Source organism: Paenibacillus sp. 2TAF8 (assembly GCF_052114825.1).
Taxonomy (GTDB): Bacteria; Bacillota; Bacilli; order Paenibacillales; family Paenibacillaceae; genus Paenibacillus.
In genome coordinates, this window is the sequence record NZ_JBFRFN010000022.1 from 33,909 (window position 1) to 53,973 (window position 20,065).

The window sequence follows — 20,065 nt, forward strand, 5'->3', positions numbered from 1 at the left end:
CGAAGCGCTCGCTGAGAGCTTTCTGAAAGAAAGCTGCTTCGGAAGCATATGCTTATCACCGGATTTTCCCTGTAGAAAAGGGAATCAAAAAAATCTGGGGATAACAGCGATCGGAGGGTTAGTCTGTCATCGGAGTGGACTGTGTAAAACTTTTGTTCTACTTATATAACATTGCTTTCAATTGTGTATCTGGAAGTTATCTGTTAGATTCATAGGTATTATATGCTCAGCATCCCATATAGGAGTGAAATAAGCAATGAAGCGAATTACGATTCTGATAGCGGACGATGAAATAGAGATCGCGGATCTGGTTGCTTTACATCTACAAAAAGAAGGCTATCATACCGTCAAGGCATCTGACGGACAGTCGGCACTACAGGCCGTTCAGACACAAGCTATTGATCTGGCGGTACTGGACATTATGATGCCGGGAATGGACGGGTATGAGGTAACCCGTAAAATCCGGGAGCAGCATCATTTTCCGATCATATTCCTGAGTGCGAAAACGTCAGACATGGATAAAATTACAGGGCTCGTGATGGGTGCCGATGATTATATGACCAAGCCATTTAATCCGATGGAACTTGTGGCTCGCGTTAACTCTCAACTACGGCGTTCTTTGCAATTCAGCCAGTCCACAGCTGCAGCGCAGCGCTCGGTTTTAGAAAAAGGCGGACTTGTCATTGTACCGGACCAACATAGCGTGACACTTTACGGCAAACCGCTGGAGTTAACACCGAAGGAATTTGACATCTTAGTGTTGCTTGCCAGCAATCCTAAACAGGTTTTCAGTACAGAAAGCATTTTTGAAAAAGTTTGGGGCGAGGCGTATTTTGAGAGCGGCAATACCGTCATGGTACATATTCGAACACTGCGCAAGAAGCTCGGAGAAGATGTGAACAAGAACAAGTTCATCAAAACCATCTGGGGTGTGGGGTACACGTTCAATGACTAAACGGAGAAGTTTTCGCACAACGATGATTATGATGCTTGGTCTGAGTATGTTGGCTTCTGGCGTCGTAACATTTATCGTGTATAAGCTGTTACAGATGTACTACGCTGGGGTGAGACGGGAAGATCCGCTGGCGGAATACCGGAATATGATGAGAAGTATTGGCGATTTATATGTCTTTATGCTGCTCTTTATCCCGCTTGCGATTTTATTTTTCTACTTGTTTACCAGGCGTTATGTCACGTATTTCAAAGAGATTTCCGCAGGCATTAATCACTTGGCGAATGGAGACTTTCAGCATCGTGTGCAGATTTCGTCCAAGGATGAATTGGGTTCGATTGCAGAGAGTGTGAATATGGCGAGCCAGAAGCTGCGAGAGGCAATGGAACGAGGGGATTTTGCCGAGAACAGCAAAGACCAGCTCATCGTAAACCTTGCGCATGATCTGCGTACACCGTTAACTTCCGTGCTGGGCTATCTGGATTTGTTAATGAAGGACGAGCAGTTGACAGAGGAACAGGCACGTCATTTCACAGCAATTGCGTTTACCAAGTCCCAGCGGCTGGAGAAACTGATTGATGATCTGTTTGAGATCACACGGATGAACCACGGCAGGCTGCCTGTGCGCAAGACACAACTGGATCTGAGCGAGCTGTTGAAGCAGATGAACGAGGAGCTTTATCCTGTTTTTGAAAAGAATCATTTGCTCACCCGTCTAAAGATTGATAACGATCTTACCGTATCCGGAGATGGGGAGTTACTCGCCCGTGTGTTCGAGAACCTGCTGATTAATGCTGCGCGGCATGGTAAGGACGGCATGTACGTGGACATTAACGGATTCCGGGATGGCAATCAAGTGGTCATTCAGGTTATCAATTATGGGGGGCACATTCATCCCGATGATCTGCCGCACATCTTCGATATGTATTACACCGGAGATCGAGCACGGACCGTGCAAGAGGGAGGCACGGGTCTTGGGCTGTTTATCGCACGTAATATCGTGGAGCAGCATGACGGTGTAATATCGGCTGTAAGTGATGTGGTACACACGATGTTTGAGGTTCGTCTGCCTGTTTTCCAGCAGGTTTCTCAAGAAACTTAAGAAAAATTTAAACATTGCCCTGCGTTTTCTTTAAATTGTTTTGTCTATCCTTGAATCATGAGAGGAAGGAGGAACAATCATGAAAAAGTGGGGCTTTCTACTATGCATCATGTTGCTCGGGTATATTGTGACGCAATCGACGGCTGCTTTGCAGCAGAAAGAAGAGATGCCGATTGTCATTTTGGACACCGATGAAAAATACGCGGGTTACCAAGAAGCTGCAACTCAAGAAATGAAACAGCAAATACATAAAGGCAATCTCGTATTGATCAATTCAGAACATCCAATTCACCCGGAAGGTATTCGTTCCGATATTGTATATGTAGCGGATGAAGAAGATTTGCTTCAGGGTTATGGCATCATGGATCAGACGTTGATGTTATCCCGTGAGGTCACAGCAAAATTTCAGAAGATGGTTGAGGCTGCTGGTAAAGAGGGAGTGCGCTATTTCCTGATGAGCAGCGGTTACAGAGATTTTGAGAAGCAGGACGAGCTGTATCGGCAAAAGGGTTCGGACTATGCGTTGCCTGCGGGTTACAGCGAGCACAATCTGGGGTTATCCCTGGATATAGGTTCAAGTCTGGCTGCAATGAGTGAGGCTCCTGAGGGAGTGTGGCTGGAAAAAAACGCGTGGAAATACGGCTTTATTTTGCGATATCCCAAAGATAAAGTGAACGTGACAGGCATCCAATATGAACCCTGGCATTTCAGATATGTTGGCATGCCGCATAGTGCGGTGATGTACAAGAACCATATGGTTTTGGAAGAGTATCTGGAGATGTTAAAAGAAAAGAAAGACGTGACGGTTGATCTCGATGGCGCTACATATGATATCCATTATTATCAGGTTTCGAAGGATACGAAGATTTATCTGCCAGAGAATGATGCCTATGACATCTCCGGTGATAATATGCAAGGAGTTATTGTTACGGTTAAGAAAAGCTAGTGACCAACTGTTGCTAGAATGATTTGTAGATCTAACAGCCGAAGGCTTGATATATATTGGATGCATACGAATCGGTTTAAAACAGGACGCCATCGGCTGGGATTAACAAAATAGGTCAAAATACGGCTGGTATACGGCTTCACGGCCTGATCGGGGAGGTAAAGACAGCATGAGACAGAATAAGCCGAACGAACAGTATAGGCAACAGGGACAAAAAAATCATCAAAAAATCAAACTTTTTGATGTAAACCAACGTCATAAGAATCATAGCCACCATCGCAATGAGATAAAACCGAATCTGCTTCGAATCGTCTGGATTGCTCTATTCGTGATCTATCTCTATTTGCTGACCAAGCTGATTTTATTTAAAGGAGAACCCGTGGATGTAGGACTGGTATGGGACAGACTGATGGCGTTGCTGCGTCAACCAGATCTGATTCATACACGAACTGTAAATCTGACGCCATTTCAGGAGATCAAACGAGACTGGCATAGTCTCTCCGTGCATCATCGATCAGGAACAGCAATTCACTTGGTGGGCAATATCCTTGCATTTGTACCGTTTGGTGTATGGATTACGGCCATGGTACGCCTTTCTTTTTTCGCCGGGATTCATGTGCTGTTTCTATCCTTTTTACTTAGCCTGGGATATGAAGTGACACAGTTGCTGACGGGGATGGGCATCTTTGATGTGGATGATCTTATGCTGAATACCCTTGGTGGAATGATCGGATATGTGTTGTATATCGTATTACTGGTATTGAACAGGCTATTCAATGAAGGAAGATCGAGAGTAGTGGTGAATAACTAGATTATTAGCGATGAGAATCCCTAGGAGAGTAATTAGACGAAATAGTGATAGTTATAACTGTGAGAAAGAGCCCATTCTCGTGGCCTGTCTAAGGAGGAATTACATTGATTATTATGGCTGTACTATTCATTAGTGCAGGGTTTATGTTTCTGGTATATCCGCAGAGTACAACAGGTGTTACAGACCAGCAAATCAAGGAGCGTCGATCCGCAGCAAGGTGGATCGGAGCAACTTTGATCGTCATGTCGTGTTTCTTTCTGACCATGGGCACAGTGCAGCTGCTCGATCAATCCTCACATTATATTGGGCATTAAGAGAATCTCCCTATAAACGCACAGCTTGTAGCGATGCGTGAGAGGGAGTTTTTTTATAAAGGCACGGAGGTGGCGGGGATTTAGGAAAACCCGAAAACCCGAAAACCCGAAAACCCGAAAACCTAAATCTATAATCACCATTGTTCTGTTCCTCTCGCAGCGCTAACGATCATGACAGACCTTATTTGGCTGATTTTGCCGAGTTATAAATTCTAACGATCACCAGAAACGCTATTTTCTCAATTTCATCTGAAAACAGGATAAATTCGGGGGGATTTACTTAAATAGCGTTCCTACGGATCGTTAGAATTTCAAACGGCTGCTTTGGGGCGAATTAAGGCTTCTCATGATCGTTAGAGTCGTTAAAATTTAMGGTTGCCCGTTCCTTGGCGTTTATTTCTTAACTTTAGCTCCTTTCCTGCGACGGATACAATCTTGTCTCGTTCACCAACGGGAATCTATATCTGGATGTTACACTTTAGAGCGTTTGCTTGAGTTGTTTTAAGCGGACACTTTTGCGATACTGTTTAATAGTTTAGTTGAGAGACACCGATGAGATGCTCTAATTCTGTATCTTAAAGAAGAGGCGATGTTCGCCAATACCTGTAGGTTCACTACACTAGGAGGAGGGGATTGAATTGATTTTGTTAGCTAAACAGCTTACCGAAAGAATGAGAGCGCTGATCGCTATCGAAAGCGAGATCGCAGACGCAACACATAGACAAGAAGGGCAACATGTCGTAAGAGAGTTGGAAGAGAAAAGGTCCACTCAGATTCGCAGCTTCACGCGAGATGAATTATTAGTGATCAAAACGGTAATGAATGTTGGCCGATGCGAAAGAGGTTATCGTTATTATGCCAACTCAGAGCAGTCAGATTATTATGAGATCATTCACCTGCCTATTGAGTTGAACGAACATGAGTTGATGCAGAAGTATTCTTATTATCTGGTACATAAAACGGAAAGCGAGCTTGCAGATGGTATGGAGTATTACACGGCTGTTTCTGAACAGCTGAAGGAAGGTATGGCTATTCTGAAACTCTAGGAGGTAGATCGGATGATTATGAAAATTTCATATTACACACCTGACGGTTTCTATTATTATGTCCCTGACGAGTATGCAGAGCAGATCGAAGCGTGGAGAAGCGAATTTTCTGATTTTCTGCAAAGTATTGAAGGTAAACATCCGTTCACTCAATATATGGAATCGTTTAATTTCGATGATGGACTGGAATATGGGACGTATACTCGTAGTTACGGCGGGGATGACTTTATGGATTGGATCAACGTGGAAAAGTTAAAATGCAGGGGAATCTATCGCATTCCTGCACCACCAGACGATTCAGAGGTGGGAATCAGGATCGATTTTTGAGTAGATTGCAGCAGAAAGGTATCAACAGCAAAGCGAAAATGACTAAAACAAAGCAAAAATGACTGACGCAAAACAACATTAAACCCGAGTCCCACCTCAATACTCAGAATTAAAAGCCCCACTTCATCGTGCATGCTATGCACAGGAAGCGGGGCTTCGTTATTTCATTTTATCTCATGAAAGATAAAGTGTATTAAGCTTTTTTCATCATTTGACGCAGTACTGTTTGCAGGATACCACCGTTGTGATAGTAATCCACATCAACCATACTGTCCAGACGAGCGATGACAGGGAAGTCGAACTGTGTACCGTCTTCACGAGTTACGGTTACTTTCAATTCTTGACCTGGTTTCACATCGTTGCTCAAACCTGTGATATCAAATGTCTCACGTCCGTTCAGGCCGAGGCTGGACCAGCCGTGACCTTCCTGAAATTGCAACGGCATAACGCCCATACCTACCAAGTTACTGCGGTGGATACGCTCGAAACTTTCTGCGATAACGGCTTTGACGCCGAGCAAGAACGTTCCTTTGGCTGCCCAGTCACGGGAGCTTCCTGTACCATATTCTTTACCTGCGATAACGATCAGGTTCTGTCCTTCATCCTGATACTTCATGGAAGCATCGTAGATGGACATCTCTTCGTCCGTTGGCAAGTATTTCGTAATACCGCCTTCAGTTCCTGGAGCTACCTGGTTACGAATACGGATGTTGGCGAAAGTACCGCGCATCATGACTTCATGGTTACCACGGCGTGAACCGTAGGAGTTGAAGTCTTTGCGCTCTACGCCATGCTCTTTCAGGTACAGTCCGGCTGGACTGGACGGAGCAATGTTACCTGCTGGTGAGATGTGATCCGTTGTTACGGAATCACCCAGCAACGCCATTACGCGTGCAGAGCGGATGTCAGCGATATCGTTCAGCTTATCGCCAAGCTCCTGGAAGAACGGCGGGTTCTGGATGTATGTGGAGTTCGGATCCCACTCATACAGTTCGCCTTCCGGTACAGCGATGTTGTTCCAGCGCTCATTGGCAGTAAACACATTCTCATATTTGTTGCGGAACATCTGAGCATTCAGGGAGCTTGCAATAGTATCCTTGATCTCTTCCGAGCTAGGCCAGAGGTCTTTCAGGAATACAGGTTGATTATTTTGATCGTGACCGATTGGATCGGTTTCGAAGTCGATATCTACTGTACCTGCGAGTGCGTATGCAACAACGAGTGGTGGAGAAGCCAAGTAGTTCGCTTTTACTTGTGCGTGTACACGGCCTTCGAAGTTACGGTTACCGGACAGTACAGCAGCAACAGTCATATCGTTGGCAGTAATCGCTTCACTCACTTCATCCGGCAGTGGGCCGGAGTTACCGATACAAGTTGCACAGCCGTATCCGGCAACGTTGAATCCGAGTTTGTCGAGATACGGGATCAGGCCTGCTTTTTCCAGATACTCGGTAACTACGAGGGAACCTGGAGTCAAGCTGCTTTTCACATATCCTGGTTTAGTCAGACCCAGTTCAACTGCTTTTTTCGCAAGCAAACCTGCGCCGACCATAACGCTAGGGTTAGATGTATTCGTACAGCTTGTGATCGCCGCGATGACTACAGCTCCAGCTTTCATTTCAGTTGTGGAACCGTCAGGGTGCTTCACAGGCACTTTTTGTTCAATCTTCTCATCGCTCAGTCCATATCCGCCTTTGTCGACAGGTGTACGGATGATGCTGTTGAAGCTTTCTTTCATTTGAGTCAGCTCGATACGGTCTTGTGGACGTTTAGGTCCTGCAAGACTTGGTACAACAGAGCCAAGATCCAGTTCGATTACATCCGTGAATTCCGGATCAACGGTGCTGGAAGTACGGAACATGCCTTGAGCTTTGTAATAAGCTTCAACCAGTTCTACTTGCTCATCGGAACGTCCAGTGCTGCGCAGGTAGTTCAATGTTTCGCTGTCTACCGGGAAGAAACCGATCGTTGCGCCGTATTCCGGTGCCATGTTAGCAACAGTTGCACGGTCAGCAAGACCGATGTTGGCAAGGCCTGGTCCATAGAACTCAACGAATTTGCCGACAACGCCTTTTTTACGAAGCATTTGAGTAACAGTGAGCGCGAGGTCAGTTGCTGTTGCGCCTTCGCTCAGGTTACCTGTCAATTTGAAACCGATAACGTCTGGTGTTACAAAATAAAGCGGTTGGCCAAGCATACCTGCTTCAGCCTCGATACCACCTACACCCCAGCCGACAACGCCGAGACCGTTGATCATGGTGGTGTGAGAGTCCGTACCTACGAGGGAATCCGGGAATACAACCGTTTCACCATCAACCGTTTTGGTTGCAGCCACGGAAGCAAGGTACTCCAGGTTAACCTGGTGAACGATCCCTGTGGATGGTGGAACAGCACGGAAGTTATTGAATGCCGTTTGTGCCCAGCGAAGGAAGCGATAACGCTCTTCGTTACGCTCGAACTCCACTTTGATGTTGTAATCGAGTGCATCACTGGTTCCGAAAGCATCGACCATAACGGAGTGGTCAATAACGAGATCAACAGGAACGAGCGGGTTGATCTGTTTCGGATCGCCGCCTGCTTTTTTCACGGTGTCACGCATTGCTGCAAGATCAACAACAACCGGTACACCCGTGAAATCCTGCAATACGATCCGCGCAGGGATAAACGGGATTTCCTTATTATTATCACGGCCTTCTGCCCAGCCGGTCAGTTGTTTAACATGTTCTTCGGTGATAGCACGTCCGTCGAATTGACGAATTGCCGCTTCAAGCAGAACTTTAATCGAGAAGGGAAGCTTGGAAAGGTCGCCGTGGCCACCTTCCTGAAGAGCATCAAGACTGTAGTAGCGGTAAGACTTGCCTCCAACCTCAAGCGTACGAGCGGCGGAGAAATGGTTCTTGGCTGACATACATGTACCTCCTTAAAATGTGTCGGTGAGATGAAGAAAACGTTCATTTCTAATGAAGAACAGGCCTTCACCGTTCCGTGTTCTTGTTCAGTGGTTTCATCAGGTGAAACGTAATTTCATAATCATAACTTTAGTTTTAAGTATACCGTTTTCACATCCGTACGTAAAGGGCTTTTTGCCTGTGCAAGCAAGCGTTTGAACGAATGAAGGCGTTTTCTGCATTCTGGTATGAGTGTGGATGAATTTGATCTTTTCAGGTCACAGATTTAGGTGCCTCATCTGAGCCGTGTACATACAAACAAGGTTCTCCTCATATGAATAGTAGGAGCAGATTGAACTCATGCCAAAGGGGGACACAGGCTTGGAACGCGAATGGAAGAGTGCCTTATACACGTACGTCAACCAGTACAATCGCTGTGAGATCGATTACCGTCCACAGACGAGTGAACGGATCGTCACCGATCCCGAATTTGTGATGGAACGGGGAGAACGCATGGCAAGACTGGATGAATGGTATCGCAAACGGCGCGCTGTACCTCTTCGCAGCGAGACCAGCGCCAAGCTTGTGCGTACGCTCATTGATGGATCTGACGAAGCGGTTGTGGAAGTGCAACTGTACAGCAGACTGTTCTATGAAAAGAGTGGCATCACCCACCGAGAGGATCGGATCGAACGGGAACGGTTAACCTTTTTGCGAGAAAATGGACGATGGAGCATTGCGCGTGTGGAAAGGGAAGTGCCGGAGCGACGTCCAGCGGGGGAAGGACGTCCTTACCAACAAGCCGATTTTGTACAGGCGGTGAATCGGCCGCTTCTGAATCGGGAAGTACTGGGTCAAGGCAGAAGTGCCAAAAGGCATATTTACCGCCGAGATCTGGCTGTTGCGTACGCGGATAGGTGGTGGAATGCAGGCAATCCTGCATTTGAAGAATTCGATGTAGACTGCACGAATTATGTGTCCCAATGTCTCTTTGCAGGGGAAGCACCCATCCACTATACTGGTAGGAGAGAAGCGGGCTGGTGGTATAAAGGGTATGTGAACGGCTCGGAAATGTGGAGTTACAGCTGGGCTGTATCCAACAGTTTAGCAAGATATCTTTCCGGTAGCAGCTGGGGGCTGACAGCTACCGAGGTGGATCGTCCTGAGCAGCTTATGCTCGGCGATGTTATTTTCTACGACTGGGATGGTGACGGAAGATTCCAGCACAGCACGGTGGTTACCGCTTTTGATGCGGGGGGCATGCCGCTTGTGAACGCCCATACAGTCAGCAGTCGCCATCGTTTCTGGGATTACCGGGATTCATATGCCTGGACGGAGCGGACGATGTATCGGCTTTTTCATATCGCAGACGAGTTTTAAAAAGGGAAAGATTTGCGGGATGCGGTGACGCAGACAGCCCGTTCCGTGTAAAATAAGAACAGAGACCGGAAGCAGCAGGGCAATTGCCTGTAATAGCTGCGCAGATAGCATCACGTACAGATATAATCGGAGGTTACGCATGAGTATGAATAAATTAAAAGTAGGCGTCGTATACGGCGGAAAATCAGGCGAGCACGAAGTGTCGCTGCAAACGGCGTTTGCTGTAACAAATGCATTTGATTACGAAAAGTATGAACTGGTTCCTTTTTATATTTCCAAGCAGGGGACGTGGAAAAAAGGAGCCGTGATGCACGCACCTTTTGCACGCATTGAAGATCTGAAACTGGAAAACTTCCCGGGCGGCACTCAGGACGCGCTAAATGCATTGTTTGCGCGTTTGTACGGCGGGGCGGAAGCGCTCGACATCATGTTCCCGTTGCTTCATGGTACGTTCGGTGAAGATGGCACGATCCAGGGGATGTTCGAGATGGCCGATATGCCGTATGTGGGTGCAGGCGTGTTGGCATCGGCAGGCGGTATGGACAAAGTCGTGATGAAAAAGCTGTTCGCCCAAGCTGGTATTGACCAGTGTGCCTTTACGTATTTTAACGCGACACAATGGAAACAGGCTGAACACGAAATGATCGTACAGGTCGAAGACCAGCTGGGTTATCCGTGTTTCATTAAACCAGCCAACCTTGGCTCCAGCGTAGGTATTTCCAAAGCGCGTAACCGCGATGAACTGAAAACAGCGATTGAGTTTGCACTCCGGTATGATACCAAAGTAGTCATTGAGGAATTTGTGGAAGCACGCGAAGTTGAGGTTAGTGTTCTCGGCAATGATGAACCGATGGCATCGGTTCCAGGCGAGATTGTATCCTCTGGTGAGTATTATGATTATGCAGCCAAATACATCGACGGTCAGTCCCAGATGCTGATTCCTGCACCGCTCGACCCTGAGGCAGCAGATCGCGTTCGTGAAGCGGCTTTGCAGGCGTTCCGTGCTATCGAGGGTAACGGCATCTCGCGCGCAGATTTCTTCATTCGCAAATCGGATGGAGCACTGCTGATTAATGAAGTGAACACGATGCCGGGCTTCACTCCGTTCAGCATGTACCCGCTTTTGTGGCGCGAGACAGGTGTGTCGTATGCCGAATTGCTGGATCGCATGATCGAACTGGGACTGGAACGGTATAACCGCAAACAGGCACTGAATTACGAAAACGGCGTTCAGGCATAACCTGGACGATCCGCTATCCAGGCTGGATTTCCACTATCAGGAGATTGGGAGGAATGTGCATGGGATTTCAGACAGAGTTTAATTCCGTATGTAAATTCAAAAGCGAGCAGGAGCTCTTCGAACTGCTGGAATACGGTCGTGGCAAAATGGTTAAACAAGGCTTCCGGGTGTTCCCGACCGGGCAAAAGGTCATTGCTTACACCCCGGACAATGTAGCCGTAGCGATTGTGAAAATTGTTGCTTCCATTGCGGAAATCAATTTTCAGAATCAAGAAGTGACAGAAGTAGAGATGCAGCTCATTCGCAAGCTGACGGAGGAAGAGTCACGTATCCAGACGGCGCTTGCCGATGAGATGTTCTTTGGGGAGCAGGCGCAGGAATAGAACCTATGGATAGGGCTGTCACTGGAGCTTAGCTTTACGGGATAACTTCTTTCACAGAGTGCGGGAGGATTTGCAAACATGCGATTATGCTCCCTTGTTTAGGGTAAAACTTGGTTATATATCATGTCGGTTGATCTCCGCGGCTGCTCACAGCCGTGCAGAGTCTGTCCGTCCTAAACAGAGAGGAAGAAATTCATGCTTGTACGTTTCGGTTACGTGGCAATGTCGGTGTTGGTGGAGAATGCTTCGCCTTCCAAGACCATGACGATGGCCAGTTTTAACAAAATCGACGACAGGGAAGCGGCCATTCGCAAGCTGGAACGCATTGCAGCCGAGAACCTGCACAATACATTACGTTTACTTCGGCATAATAAAGGTAGCCATATTCATGTATATCGTTTTTCTTCGAAATTAATTCCACTGGCAACCCATCAGGATCTGAGTGACTGGGACCCGTTTCCGGCACTGAAGCAGGACTTTGAAGCGATTGGTGATTTCGTGAAGGAGAATCAGATGCGCGTATCCTTTCATCCGGATCATTTTACCGTGCTGAGCACCCCTCGCGAAGAGGTGCTGCGCAACTCGATGAAGGATCTTCGTCATCATGTCCGAATGCTGGACGCCATGGGCCTCAACGCGACAGCCAAGAACAATATTCATATTGGTGGTGCATATGGGGACAAGTCTTCAGCGGCACGTCGTTTTGAAGAGAATTTTATGAAGCTGGACCGGGACATTCAGGAGCGGCTGACGCTTGAAAATGATGATAAAACGTTCAATTCACCTGAGACATTGGCAGTATGTCAGAACCTCGGGTTGCCGATGGTACTGGATATACATCACCAATGGGTGAACAACGAAGGCGAGCAACCCTGGGAGCTGTGGCCGGATATTTTAAAGACTTGGCAATCACCGTTGGCCCAGGCCGATGCACCGCCAAACCAGCCATTAGTCCCCAAAATCCATGTATCCAGTCCTAAAAGTGAAAAGGACCTTCGCGGTCATGCGGATGGAGTGGAGGTCGAGCCAATACTTGATTTTCTGCGTCATATTGCAGCGGATACACCGGCCCTTGATGTAATGATTGAGGCGAAGCGCAAGGATGAAGCCCTGGTGCAGCTGATGCAGAAACTGGCCTTTTATCAGGATGAAGGTGTTGAATGGGTGGACGAGTCCACGGTACGTATTCATTCGTGAAGCCAAAAGGGGCTTGGGCAGCAAGAAACTTTACGAATGCTCAGACGTATACTTCTAAAAAGTATTTTTAACTTTTTCGTAGATTGATATAGAAAGTAGAGTGAACGCTTTGAGTGAAAAGGAAAAGGTACCTTATGTCGTGACAAGCAAAAGCTATACTGCCGTTGCCATTAATGCTGCGTCCAAGGCGGGCGAGTGGATCAAGAGCCGTCTGGGTACGGTAAGTGAACTCGGAACGAAGTATTCTCCTCAGGATCTGGTGACCGAAGTGGATAAAGGTGCAGAGCAGATGATTCGCCGCCTGATTCTGACCCATTTTCCAGACCACGCTATTCTGGGGGAAGAGGGAGTTGAACCGGGGCCGGAAGCTTCAGCAATAGCGCTGAAGGAAGCAGCAGAGGAAGAGTACCTCTGGATTGTTGATCCGGTGGATGGAACGACGAACTTTGTGCACGGATTCCCATTCTATTCGGTGTCCATTGCGCTGGCACATAAGGGTGAAGTGATTGTGGGTGTCATCTATGACCCTTCCCGGGATGAATTGTTTGTTGCGGAAAAAGGAAAAGGAGCCTACGTACATGGAAACCGGATGACGGTATCGGGTGAAGACACACTTGCGCAGAGCCTTGTGGCAGTAGGATTCCCGGCAGATACAACATTTGCGTTGCCACTGAATATGGCTGCTGTTCAGGCTCTTGCTCCGCAGGTGCGCAATCTGCGTGCAGGCGGTTCGGCCGCGATTCATCTGGCTTATGTTGCTGCTGGACGCCTGAGTGCATATACGGAAGTGGGCCTCAAACCGTGGGATATTGCCGCAGGTGCACTCCTGGTTGCGGAATCCGGCGGTAAAGTGACGGATACGATCGGAACATCATATACGCTAGCGGTGAACCATATCGTTGCCAGCAATGGCAAGATTCATGATGCATTGACGGATGTTTTGAAAGAAGCCAAGGCTACCGGGCTGGAATAATCTGAAGGCAGCTTTGGTTTGGTATAAGCTATTTATATAATATGAACTATTCTTTTACACGTTAACGAAGGGGGCAGAAAAAACCTGGAAAAGCGAAGCGTTCGCCTAAAAGCTTTCTGCAAGAAAGCTGCATCGGAAGCATACGCTTATCACCGGATTTTCTCCTTTGGAAAAGGGAATCCAAAAAATCTGGGGATAACAGCTACCCTCAAGGTTATTCTGTCATCGGAGTGGACTGTGTAAAATCTTTAGTTTAACTTATATACTATTATATCAAAGGAGAGAATTACGATGGATGAATCCAAAGAACTGGAACGACGGCTTAGCGATATGCTGACGGAAGGAGACATGGAAGCGTCCGGTGATGCTGAAGAGCGGGAACGTCAGCTCATTCCTCCGAAGTACGAGGTACGTATTCAGACAGAACGAGACCCCATTGTGGAGGAAACGTTAAAGTTTCGTACCATGGCTCGTGAACTAGATGATCGGTATGACCGGTATCTGGATCTTGCTGCTGGGAAAGAAACGAAGGCAAATGGCGCACCAACGCCAAGTGGGCGTGCAGATCAAGATCAAGTTAGGGATTCAGATTCGGATAGCGAAGCGTAACATCCAGGGAACTACGACCATCAATCGACATACCGCCTATCAGTAGGCACACTATCATTCAGGTTGCTCTCATGAATAGAGTCGGATTTTTAATAATAATAGACTTCCCGGCAAAGGGAGGTCTATTATTTTGCGCGCACATTTAGGCAAGAGGACAAAGCTATATTTGTAGTGATAGAATAGAGGTACACAAGCATATGTCATCGGAATGATTGGTGTACTATATAATCGTGTAAAAGCTGGATTTAACTAAAGGAGTGTTCACAAGAATGAAGCGTAAACGTATTTGGAAAAACACCGCCGCAGGCCTGAGTGCCAGCATGCTGGCGGGTATGTTGCTGTTCACATCGTCCGCATTGCCGGCACATGCTGCCGATGCCAAAACGGGCGTATTACCTGTCGCTCCAAATGAAGCATCGCTTACAGCAACCAAGAAAGATGCTACTGCGGTAACAAAAGAGTTCCGAATCGTCACATTGGGTGACTCCATTACCGTAGGATATGAGCCAAAAATGACTACGTTGCCTTACGGTTACGTTGAGCGTTTACAGGAACAGGGCTTGCTCCATGGACGTACACAGGTGGATAACTTCGGCATCGCTGGACTTAAAACGAGTGGTTTGAAGAACTTTACCGATGCGATCAAGGAAAGCAAGACGCTGACTTCAGAAGCGATTCAACCGAGTCTGCCTGATCCAAGAGCAGGACAGATCGGAGCTAATACGGCTGCAATCCGTGAAAGCATTGCACAGGCTAATCTTGTTGCGATGACGATTGGCGGCAATGATGTTTCGGAACTCCTTGGTACAGCGACTACGATGAGCGACCAAGAGCTGCAAGAGAAAGTGAAAGAACTGCTATTAACGTATACAACCAATGTTACTGCTATCATTAATGATATTCATGAGATTAATCCATCTGCTCGAATTGTTATTGCTGACCAGTATCAGCCGATGCCGGAAGTAGCGGGCAAAGAGCTGTATGCCAAACTGATGCAGGCTTCCCAAGGATTCACACAAACGATTGATGGCATTGCTGCTCAGTTCGCAGCTCAGGGTGCAGATGTGAAAGTCGCTCATGTAGCCAAAGACTTTGTTGGCGGTGAGGGAACGATGACACATATGATCAAAAACCGTGATTTTCACCCGAATCAGCTCGGATATGCGGCTATTGCTGAAGAGTTTGCAAAAACCATTTGGGGTGACTACACGAAACTGACTGCGCCAGATGCGGGCCAACCGATGAACATCATCGTAAGTGGCAAGACACTTAACACACCGTATAAACCAGTCATTCGTAACGGCAAAAACTTCGTCGCGATCCAGGATATCGTGAATGCAGTGGGTGCCAAAACTATTTGGGATAATAAAACGTCAACTGCAACCATTACCTACGGTGACCGCACAGTAGCTGTAAAAATCGGAGCGAATGCCGTGAAAGTGAACGGTGCATCCGTTGCCGTGGATACGCCTGCCTTTCTGAACAAAGTAGGCAAAGAAGCGAAAACCTATGTTCCGGTAGCTATGGTAGCGGAGGGTCTTGGTTTTGATGTGCAGTATATCGCGAAGCTCAAGACGGTATTTGTTAACCCGTAAGGTTTTACCTCACACATATGATGAAGTGGCGAAGCAGGGTTTATACCTGACTCGTCACTTTTTTTTGCTGTTCTTCTAAGAGGGGAAGATGACGTGAGTACACATTTCTGGTGAGATTTTGTGAATTCTGCTGAAATGTATTGAAATTGCTCCAAAATATTTGATTAAAGTAGTAAAGGTAGTGGACAACTAATGCAATGCAGTAAAAGCTGTAGATGATTAATGCGAGATGGAATGATTAGCGGGTGATGTGTGTGGAGGGGCAGAGTTATTCTAACGATCAGGAGAAGCCTTATTTTGCTTGAAATAAGCCTTTTGAAATTCTAACGATCCGTATGGACCCTATTTAGGGTGATTCCTTCGATTTATCCTTTTTTCGCATGGAATTGGGTCAAATAGCGTCGCTGGTGATCGTTAGATTTTGAAAACACATCGAAATGGCCAAATAAGGTCTGCTGTGATCGTTAGAATTATTGGTGTACTGTGTTGTTGATCATATTTCTTCGAAACCCATGCCCTCACAGCAAAATAATAGTTGTATACCTGTTCAGATGACTCTATACGTTGCATAAATATGACTTGTCATCCGACCATGGATGTGTAAATATGAAAATAACTTACAAGTAAGCTGGATTGTGCGTTCAGGAGAATAACGAACAAATTCAAACTTGCTGCATGTTCGAACCAATGAAGACCTTGTTCATCCCTTTAGTTAGTCCAGCATCCCCAAAACAGCAACCCTTCGCCAAGCAAAGGAGCGCTCCCGAGTGAGTAAATATAAAAACGCTTTCAACACACTGCCCATTCACCACAAAACGATGTTGCTGATTGGCTTTTTGATGCTGATCAGCTTTGCTTTCTACGTATCTGTCATGCAGTACGTGTTAAATATTTATGACCGCCAGATCTATGAGAAGTCATCACAGGTGCTCAATATGTCATCGGTTGGCATCGAGAACAAGCTACGGGAGTTATCCAATCTGTCCTTCAAAGTGATGTCGGATGAGCCGCTGCAACAGTATCTGCTGCAACTGGAGAAGGCGGAGACCGGATACGAGCGGAACAGTCTTCGTAAAAAGATTACAAACCGACTCGTTGCCTACGCCGGTTCCGAGAAATACGTGTACTCCATGATCTTTATCGACAACGATAACAATGTTATGGCGGCAGGTAATCGGGAAGGCATCTCAGAAGCGAAGCAAAAGGAACTGATTTCGCTCGGTGAGCAATATTCAGGTTCCAACGTCTGGCTGGCAAGTGGGGATCAACAGGCGAGGCTACTGTCGGTTAGACAGGTGAAGTCTTTTACTGGCGGAGCATTTACGCTGGATAAACTGGGAACCCTGATTATCCGTGTGCGGCTGGATCGGATCGTCCAGGATCAGATGCAGGAACCAGCGGAGGACTCGCAGTTGCTCATCGTCGATGGGACAGAAGTCATTTACCCAACTGAATCCCACGTAAGCCAATCCGAAATCGCAGCAGAGTTGAAGCGGACTCAACCCTACGGGATTGCCACGTTAGAGCAAGGCAAATATTTTGTAGCAAGAGCCCATTCATCCTATACCAGCTGGAATTATTTATATACCACGCCATTTGATCAGATGTTCAAGCAGATTCAATTTGTCAAACAGCTGGTCATGGTCATTTTTATTATGATCTTCCTGGTGGCCCTTGTGATTGGAGCCAAATTCTCGCGCAGTATCACCCATCCGATTGCTCAATTAATCAAGAAAATGCGTAATATTGAAAAAGGGGATCTGGATAAACTGGAGGAAGCAGCCCTTGGCAACATTCCCGTATCTCCGCAAAATGAAGTCGGACTTCTACATCGAACGTTTAAAATGATGTTACAACGGATTCGAGAGCTAATAGACGAGAATTATGCGAAGCAGCTCGTCATTCGTGAGACAGAATTGAAAGCGCTTCAAGCGCAGATTAACCCGCACTTTTTATATAACACGCTCGAATCCATTAACTGGCTTGCCAAAGTGCAGAAACAGCATCAAATCTCCGAGATGGTCGAAGCGCTTGGTTTCCTGCTACGCAGCTCGGTCAATATGTCCGAGAAATGGATTACGCTGGAACGGGAGCTAGACATCGTGCGCAGCTATGTGACCATTCAGCGTACCCGGTTTGAGGAAAGACTTGATTTTGACATGCATATTGCCCCTGAGGTTGGAACTGCACGAATACCCAAACTAACGTTGCAACCACTTGTGGAAAATGCCATTCATTATGCGCTGGAACCAAGTATCGAACCTTGCCAGATTCGAATCCGTGCCAGAGCAGAAGGGGAGCATATTCGGATTGAAGTCGAGGATAACGGGCCGGGCATGACCTCCGAATTCATGGAACGTTTACAGGAAGGGCAGATTCAGACCAGAGGGCAGGGCATAGGGCTTACGAATATTCAGGAACGTCTAAGGTTGACCTTTGGTGATGAAGGCACGATGAGCATAAATAGCAAGCCTGGATCAGGAACTGTAGTATCGATCAGCATACCTTGGATTAGAGAGGACGATGACGATGTACAAAGTGATGCTCGTAGATGATGAACGTGTCATTCTGGAGGGGATTTCTCAGGTGGTTGACTGGGCGGCTGCAGGAACAGAACTTGTGGATACAGCCAGAAATGGAGTGGAAGCACTGGGCAAAATCGAAAGTGCCAAACCCGATATCATCATTACCGACATTTCCATGCCGGGTCTGGACGGTCTAGGTCTAATCGAGAAGGCTTCCGAAGCTTATCCCGCAGTACGTTTCATCATGTTATCCGGCTACAAGGAGTTTGAGTATGCTCGCAAGGCGATGCAATATGGGGTAAAGCATTATCTGCTCAAACCGTGTAACGAGAGTCAGATTCATGATGCCTTGGTTGAGTTGTTACAAGAGCGTCAGGATGCGCAGGTAAAAGAACATGTGGCGGGAGAGATCAAGCAGCGTCTGCAACGAGTACTTCCCCATGTGAAGGAACAGTTTCTGCTGGAGTTCATGACCAATCGCACGTATGGGCCCGTGGATTTGGCGTATTATCAGGATTTGTTCAATCTGGAGCTTCAACAGAACAGCGTGCGTTTACTGTTGCTTCGGATTGTGGATGAGCATGATTACAGTCATTTATTTGCGATTAAAAATATAGCTGCCGATCTGCTTCCGGGTGTACTGTTAAGCACCACGATTGAAGGCAAGCTTTTGATTGTGCTGGCAGATACCGCGGATGTAGATGTGCTGCAGGATCGAATTGATGCGGTTCGCGAGGCGTTTACCCGTCTCTACAGATTAGAGTTGACGGCTGCTCTCAGCGAAGCGGATCATATGACAGAGTCCCGACGATTGTTCCGTGAGGTGATGCAGTACTTGAATCATCGCTTTTTCATTGGAGAGGGCAAGCTTATTACCAAAAATGATGTGGTGCTGGCAGGGGAATGTGACGGTGTGAATGTGGAGCAGGATGCTGAGCAGCTGTGCCAGTTAATTAAATCGGGCAATACGGAAGAAGTTGCCGCAGAGGTATATCGTCTGTTCGTGCAGCTGGCAGACCAGAAGCTGGATATCGAGGTAACGCGTGCTTATGTAGTGCAGCTATACTCTGCCATGATTCAAGTCTGTCCGCCAGAGGAGGCAACCGATTTCACGCAGCGAATGGCGGAACTTACGCATATCGATACGCTTGCTGATTTGAATACGTTTGTGGCAGATAGTGCTGCCCGTTTAACCGCTGGTTATTATAAAAACTACATCAGCCGCCAATCTTCGGCGGTGGAGAAAATGATGGACATCGTGGATCGTCACTATGGTGAGGCTGACCTTTCCTTGAGCGGAGTGGCGCATCAGATGTTGTATATGAATCCAGACTACCTTGGCAAAATTTTCAAAAAAGTCACCGGAGAAAATTTCTCTAATTACGTCAATCGTCTGCGCATTGAAAGGGCGTGTGAACATATCCGAAGAGGTGGAGATGTGAAGGTGTTTGAGTTGGCTGAATTATTTGGTTTTGGAGGTAACTCGCAATATTTCAGTCAGGTGTTCAAAAAATGGACCGGGATGACACCTACCGAATTCCGCAGATTTGGCATCTAACAATGAATTGTCAATAACTAGTCCGTATACATGCGATGTAATTCCATATCTCAAGAGGAGGATAACCGGCGCTTGAAGCGCCAGGGATGTCCTCCTCTGTTTTTTGAACCAACAAGACGGTTTTGTGTATTCAACTTGGATCGTACTTTTGCGAAAATGACATTATCAAGTTTGTGAAAGCGTTATCAGAACATCGTTTAAGAAGATGGAGATAACCCG

Annotated in this window: 17 protein-coding genes; 16 read left to right on the forward strand and 1 reads right to left on the reverse strand. The window is 46.9% G+C overall.

The window, feature by feature from the left end; all coding sequences use genetic code 11:
* The first annotated feature begins 256 nt into the window (after positions 1–256).
* The 7 genes from AB4Z30_RS24385 to AB4Z30_RS24415 all read left to right on the forward strand — a co-directional run bounded on the left by AB4Z30_RS24385 (position 257) and on the right by AB4Z30_RS24415 (position 5,498).
* Complete coding sequence (locus tag AB4Z30_RS24385; protein WP_441930025.1) at positions 257–955, forward strand: response regulator transcription factor; 699 nt, start codon at positions 257–259, stop codon at positions 953–955.
* A complete protein-coding gene (locus AB4Z30_RS24390; protein WP_441930026.1) occupies positions 948–2,054 on the forward strand; it encodes an ATP-binding protein in 1,107 nt (368 codons plus the stop codon). Before AB4Z30_RS24385 ends, AB4Z30_RS24390 begins: the two co-directional genes overlap by 8 nt.
* 79 nt (positions 2,055–2,133) lie before the next feature.
* On the forward strand, positions 2,134–3,000 hold the full coding sequence (locus AB4Z30_RS24395; RefSeq protein WP_441930027.1) for a M15 family metallopeptidase: 867 nt from the start codon (positions 2,134–2,136) through the stop codon (positions 2,998–3,000).
* A gap of 169 nt (positions 3,001–3,169) precedes the next feature.
* Positions 3,170–3,811, forward strand: a complete 642-nt coding sequence (locus AB4Z30_RS24400; protein WP_441930028.1) for a VanZ family protein — start codon at positions 3,170–3,172, stop codon at positions 3,809–3,811.
* Between the two features lie 104 nt (positions 3,812–3,915).
* Positions 3,916–4,125, forward strand: a complete 210-nt coding sequence (locus AB4Z30_RS24405; RefSeq protein ID WP_441930029.1) for a hypothetical protein — start codon at positions 3,916–3,918, stop codon at positions 4,123–4,125.
* 638 nt (positions 4,126–4,763) lie between these two features.
* Positions 4,764–5,171, forward strand: coding sequence for a hypothetical protein (locus AB4Z30_RS24410; protein WP_441930030.1), 408 nt, complete (start codon positions 4,764–4,766; stop codon positions 5,169–5,171).
* Positions 5,172–5,183: 12 nt separating this feature from the next.
* On the forward strand, positions 5,184–5,498 hold the full coding sequence (locus AB4Z30_RS24415; RefSeq protein ID WP_441930031.1) for a hypothetical protein: 315 nt from the start codon (positions 5,184–5,186) through the stop codon (positions 5,496–5,498).
* A 193-nt stretch (positions 5,499–5,691) separates the two neighbouring features.
* Here the strand turns inward: AB4Z30_RS24415 and acnA are convergent, their stop codons facing one another.
* Positions 5,692–8,406, reverse strand: coding sequence for an aconitate hydratase AcnA (gene acnA / locus AB4Z30_RS24420; protein WP_441930032.1), 2,715 nt, complete (start codon positions 8,404–8,406; stop codon positions 5,692–5,694).
* A gap of 340 nt (positions 8,407–8,746) precedes the next feature.
* On the opposite strand from acnA, the gene AB4Z30_RS24425 reads away from it, so the two are divergent.
* The 9 genes from AB4Z30_RS24425 to AB4Z30_RS24465 all read left to right on the forward strand — a co-directional run bounded on the left by AB4Z30_RS24425 (position 8,747) and on the right by AB4Z30_RS24465 (position 19,846).
* On the forward strand, positions 8,747–9,766 hold the full coding sequence (locus tag AB4Z30_RS24425) for an amidase domain-containing protein (protein ID WP_441930033.1): 1,020 nt from the start codon (positions 8,747–8,749) through the stop codon (positions 9,764–9,766).
* 139 nt (positions 9,767–9,905) lie between these two features.
* The gene (locus AB4Z30_RS24430) at positions 9,906–11,006 is read left to right on the forward strand and encodes a D-alanine--D-alanine ligase (protein WP_441930034.1); all 1,101 of its coding nucleotides are present in this window, start codon (positions 9,906–9,908) and stop codon (positions 11,004–11,006) included.
* A 59-nt stretch (positions 11,007–11,065) separates the two neighbouring features.
* A complete protein-coding gene (locus AB4Z30_RS24435; RefSeq protein WP_110899160.1) occupies positions 11,066–11,389 on the forward strand; it encodes a hypothetical protein in 324 nt (107 codons plus the stop codon).
* Positions 11,390–11,584: 195 nt separating this feature from the next.
* Positions 11,585–12,586, forward strand: a complete 1,002-nt coding sequence (gene uvsE, locus AB4Z30_RS24440; protein WP_441930035.1) for a UV DNA damage repair endonuclease UvsE — start codon at positions 11,585–11,587, stop codon at positions 12,584–12,586.
* Between the two features lie 109 nt (positions 12,587–12,695).
* On the forward strand, positions 12,696–13,559 hold the full coding sequence (locus AB4Z30_RS24445) for an inositol monophosphatase family protein (RefSeq protein ID WP_441930036.1): 864 nt from the start codon (positions 12,696–12,698) through the stop codon (positions 13,557–13,559).
* A 291-nt stretch (positions 13,560–13,850) separates the two neighbouring features.
* The gene (locus AB4Z30_RS24450; RefSeq protein WP_441930037.1) at positions 13,851–14,168 is read left to right on the forward strand and encodes a hypothetical protein; all 318 of its coding nucleotides are present in this window, start codon (positions 13,851–13,853) and stop codon (positions 14,166–14,168) included.
* A gap of 269 nt (positions 14,169–14,437) precedes the next feature.
* Entirely contained in the window at positions 14,438–15,763 is a 1,326-nt protein-coding gene (locus AB4Z30_RS24455; protein ID WP_441930038.1) for a stalk domain-containing protein, read from the forward strand.
* Between the two features lie 767 nt (positions 15,764–16,530).
* Positions 16,531–18,318 carry a cache domain-containing sensor histidine kinase gene (locus AB4Z30_RS24460; protein ID WP_441930039.1) on the forward strand — a complete coding sequence of 596 codons (1,788 nt, stop codon included), beginning with the start codon at positions 16,531–16,533 and terminating at the stop codon, positions 18,316–18,318.
* Complete coding sequence (locus AB4Z30_RS24465) at positions 18,293–19,846, forward strand: response regulator transcription factor (RefSeq protein WP_441930040.1); 1,554 nt, start codon at positions 18,293–18,295, stop codon at positions 19,844–19,846. Before AB4Z30_RS24460 ends, AB4Z30_RS24465 begins: the two co-directional genes overlap by 26 nt.
* Positions 19,847–20,065: the final 219 nt, after the last annotated feature.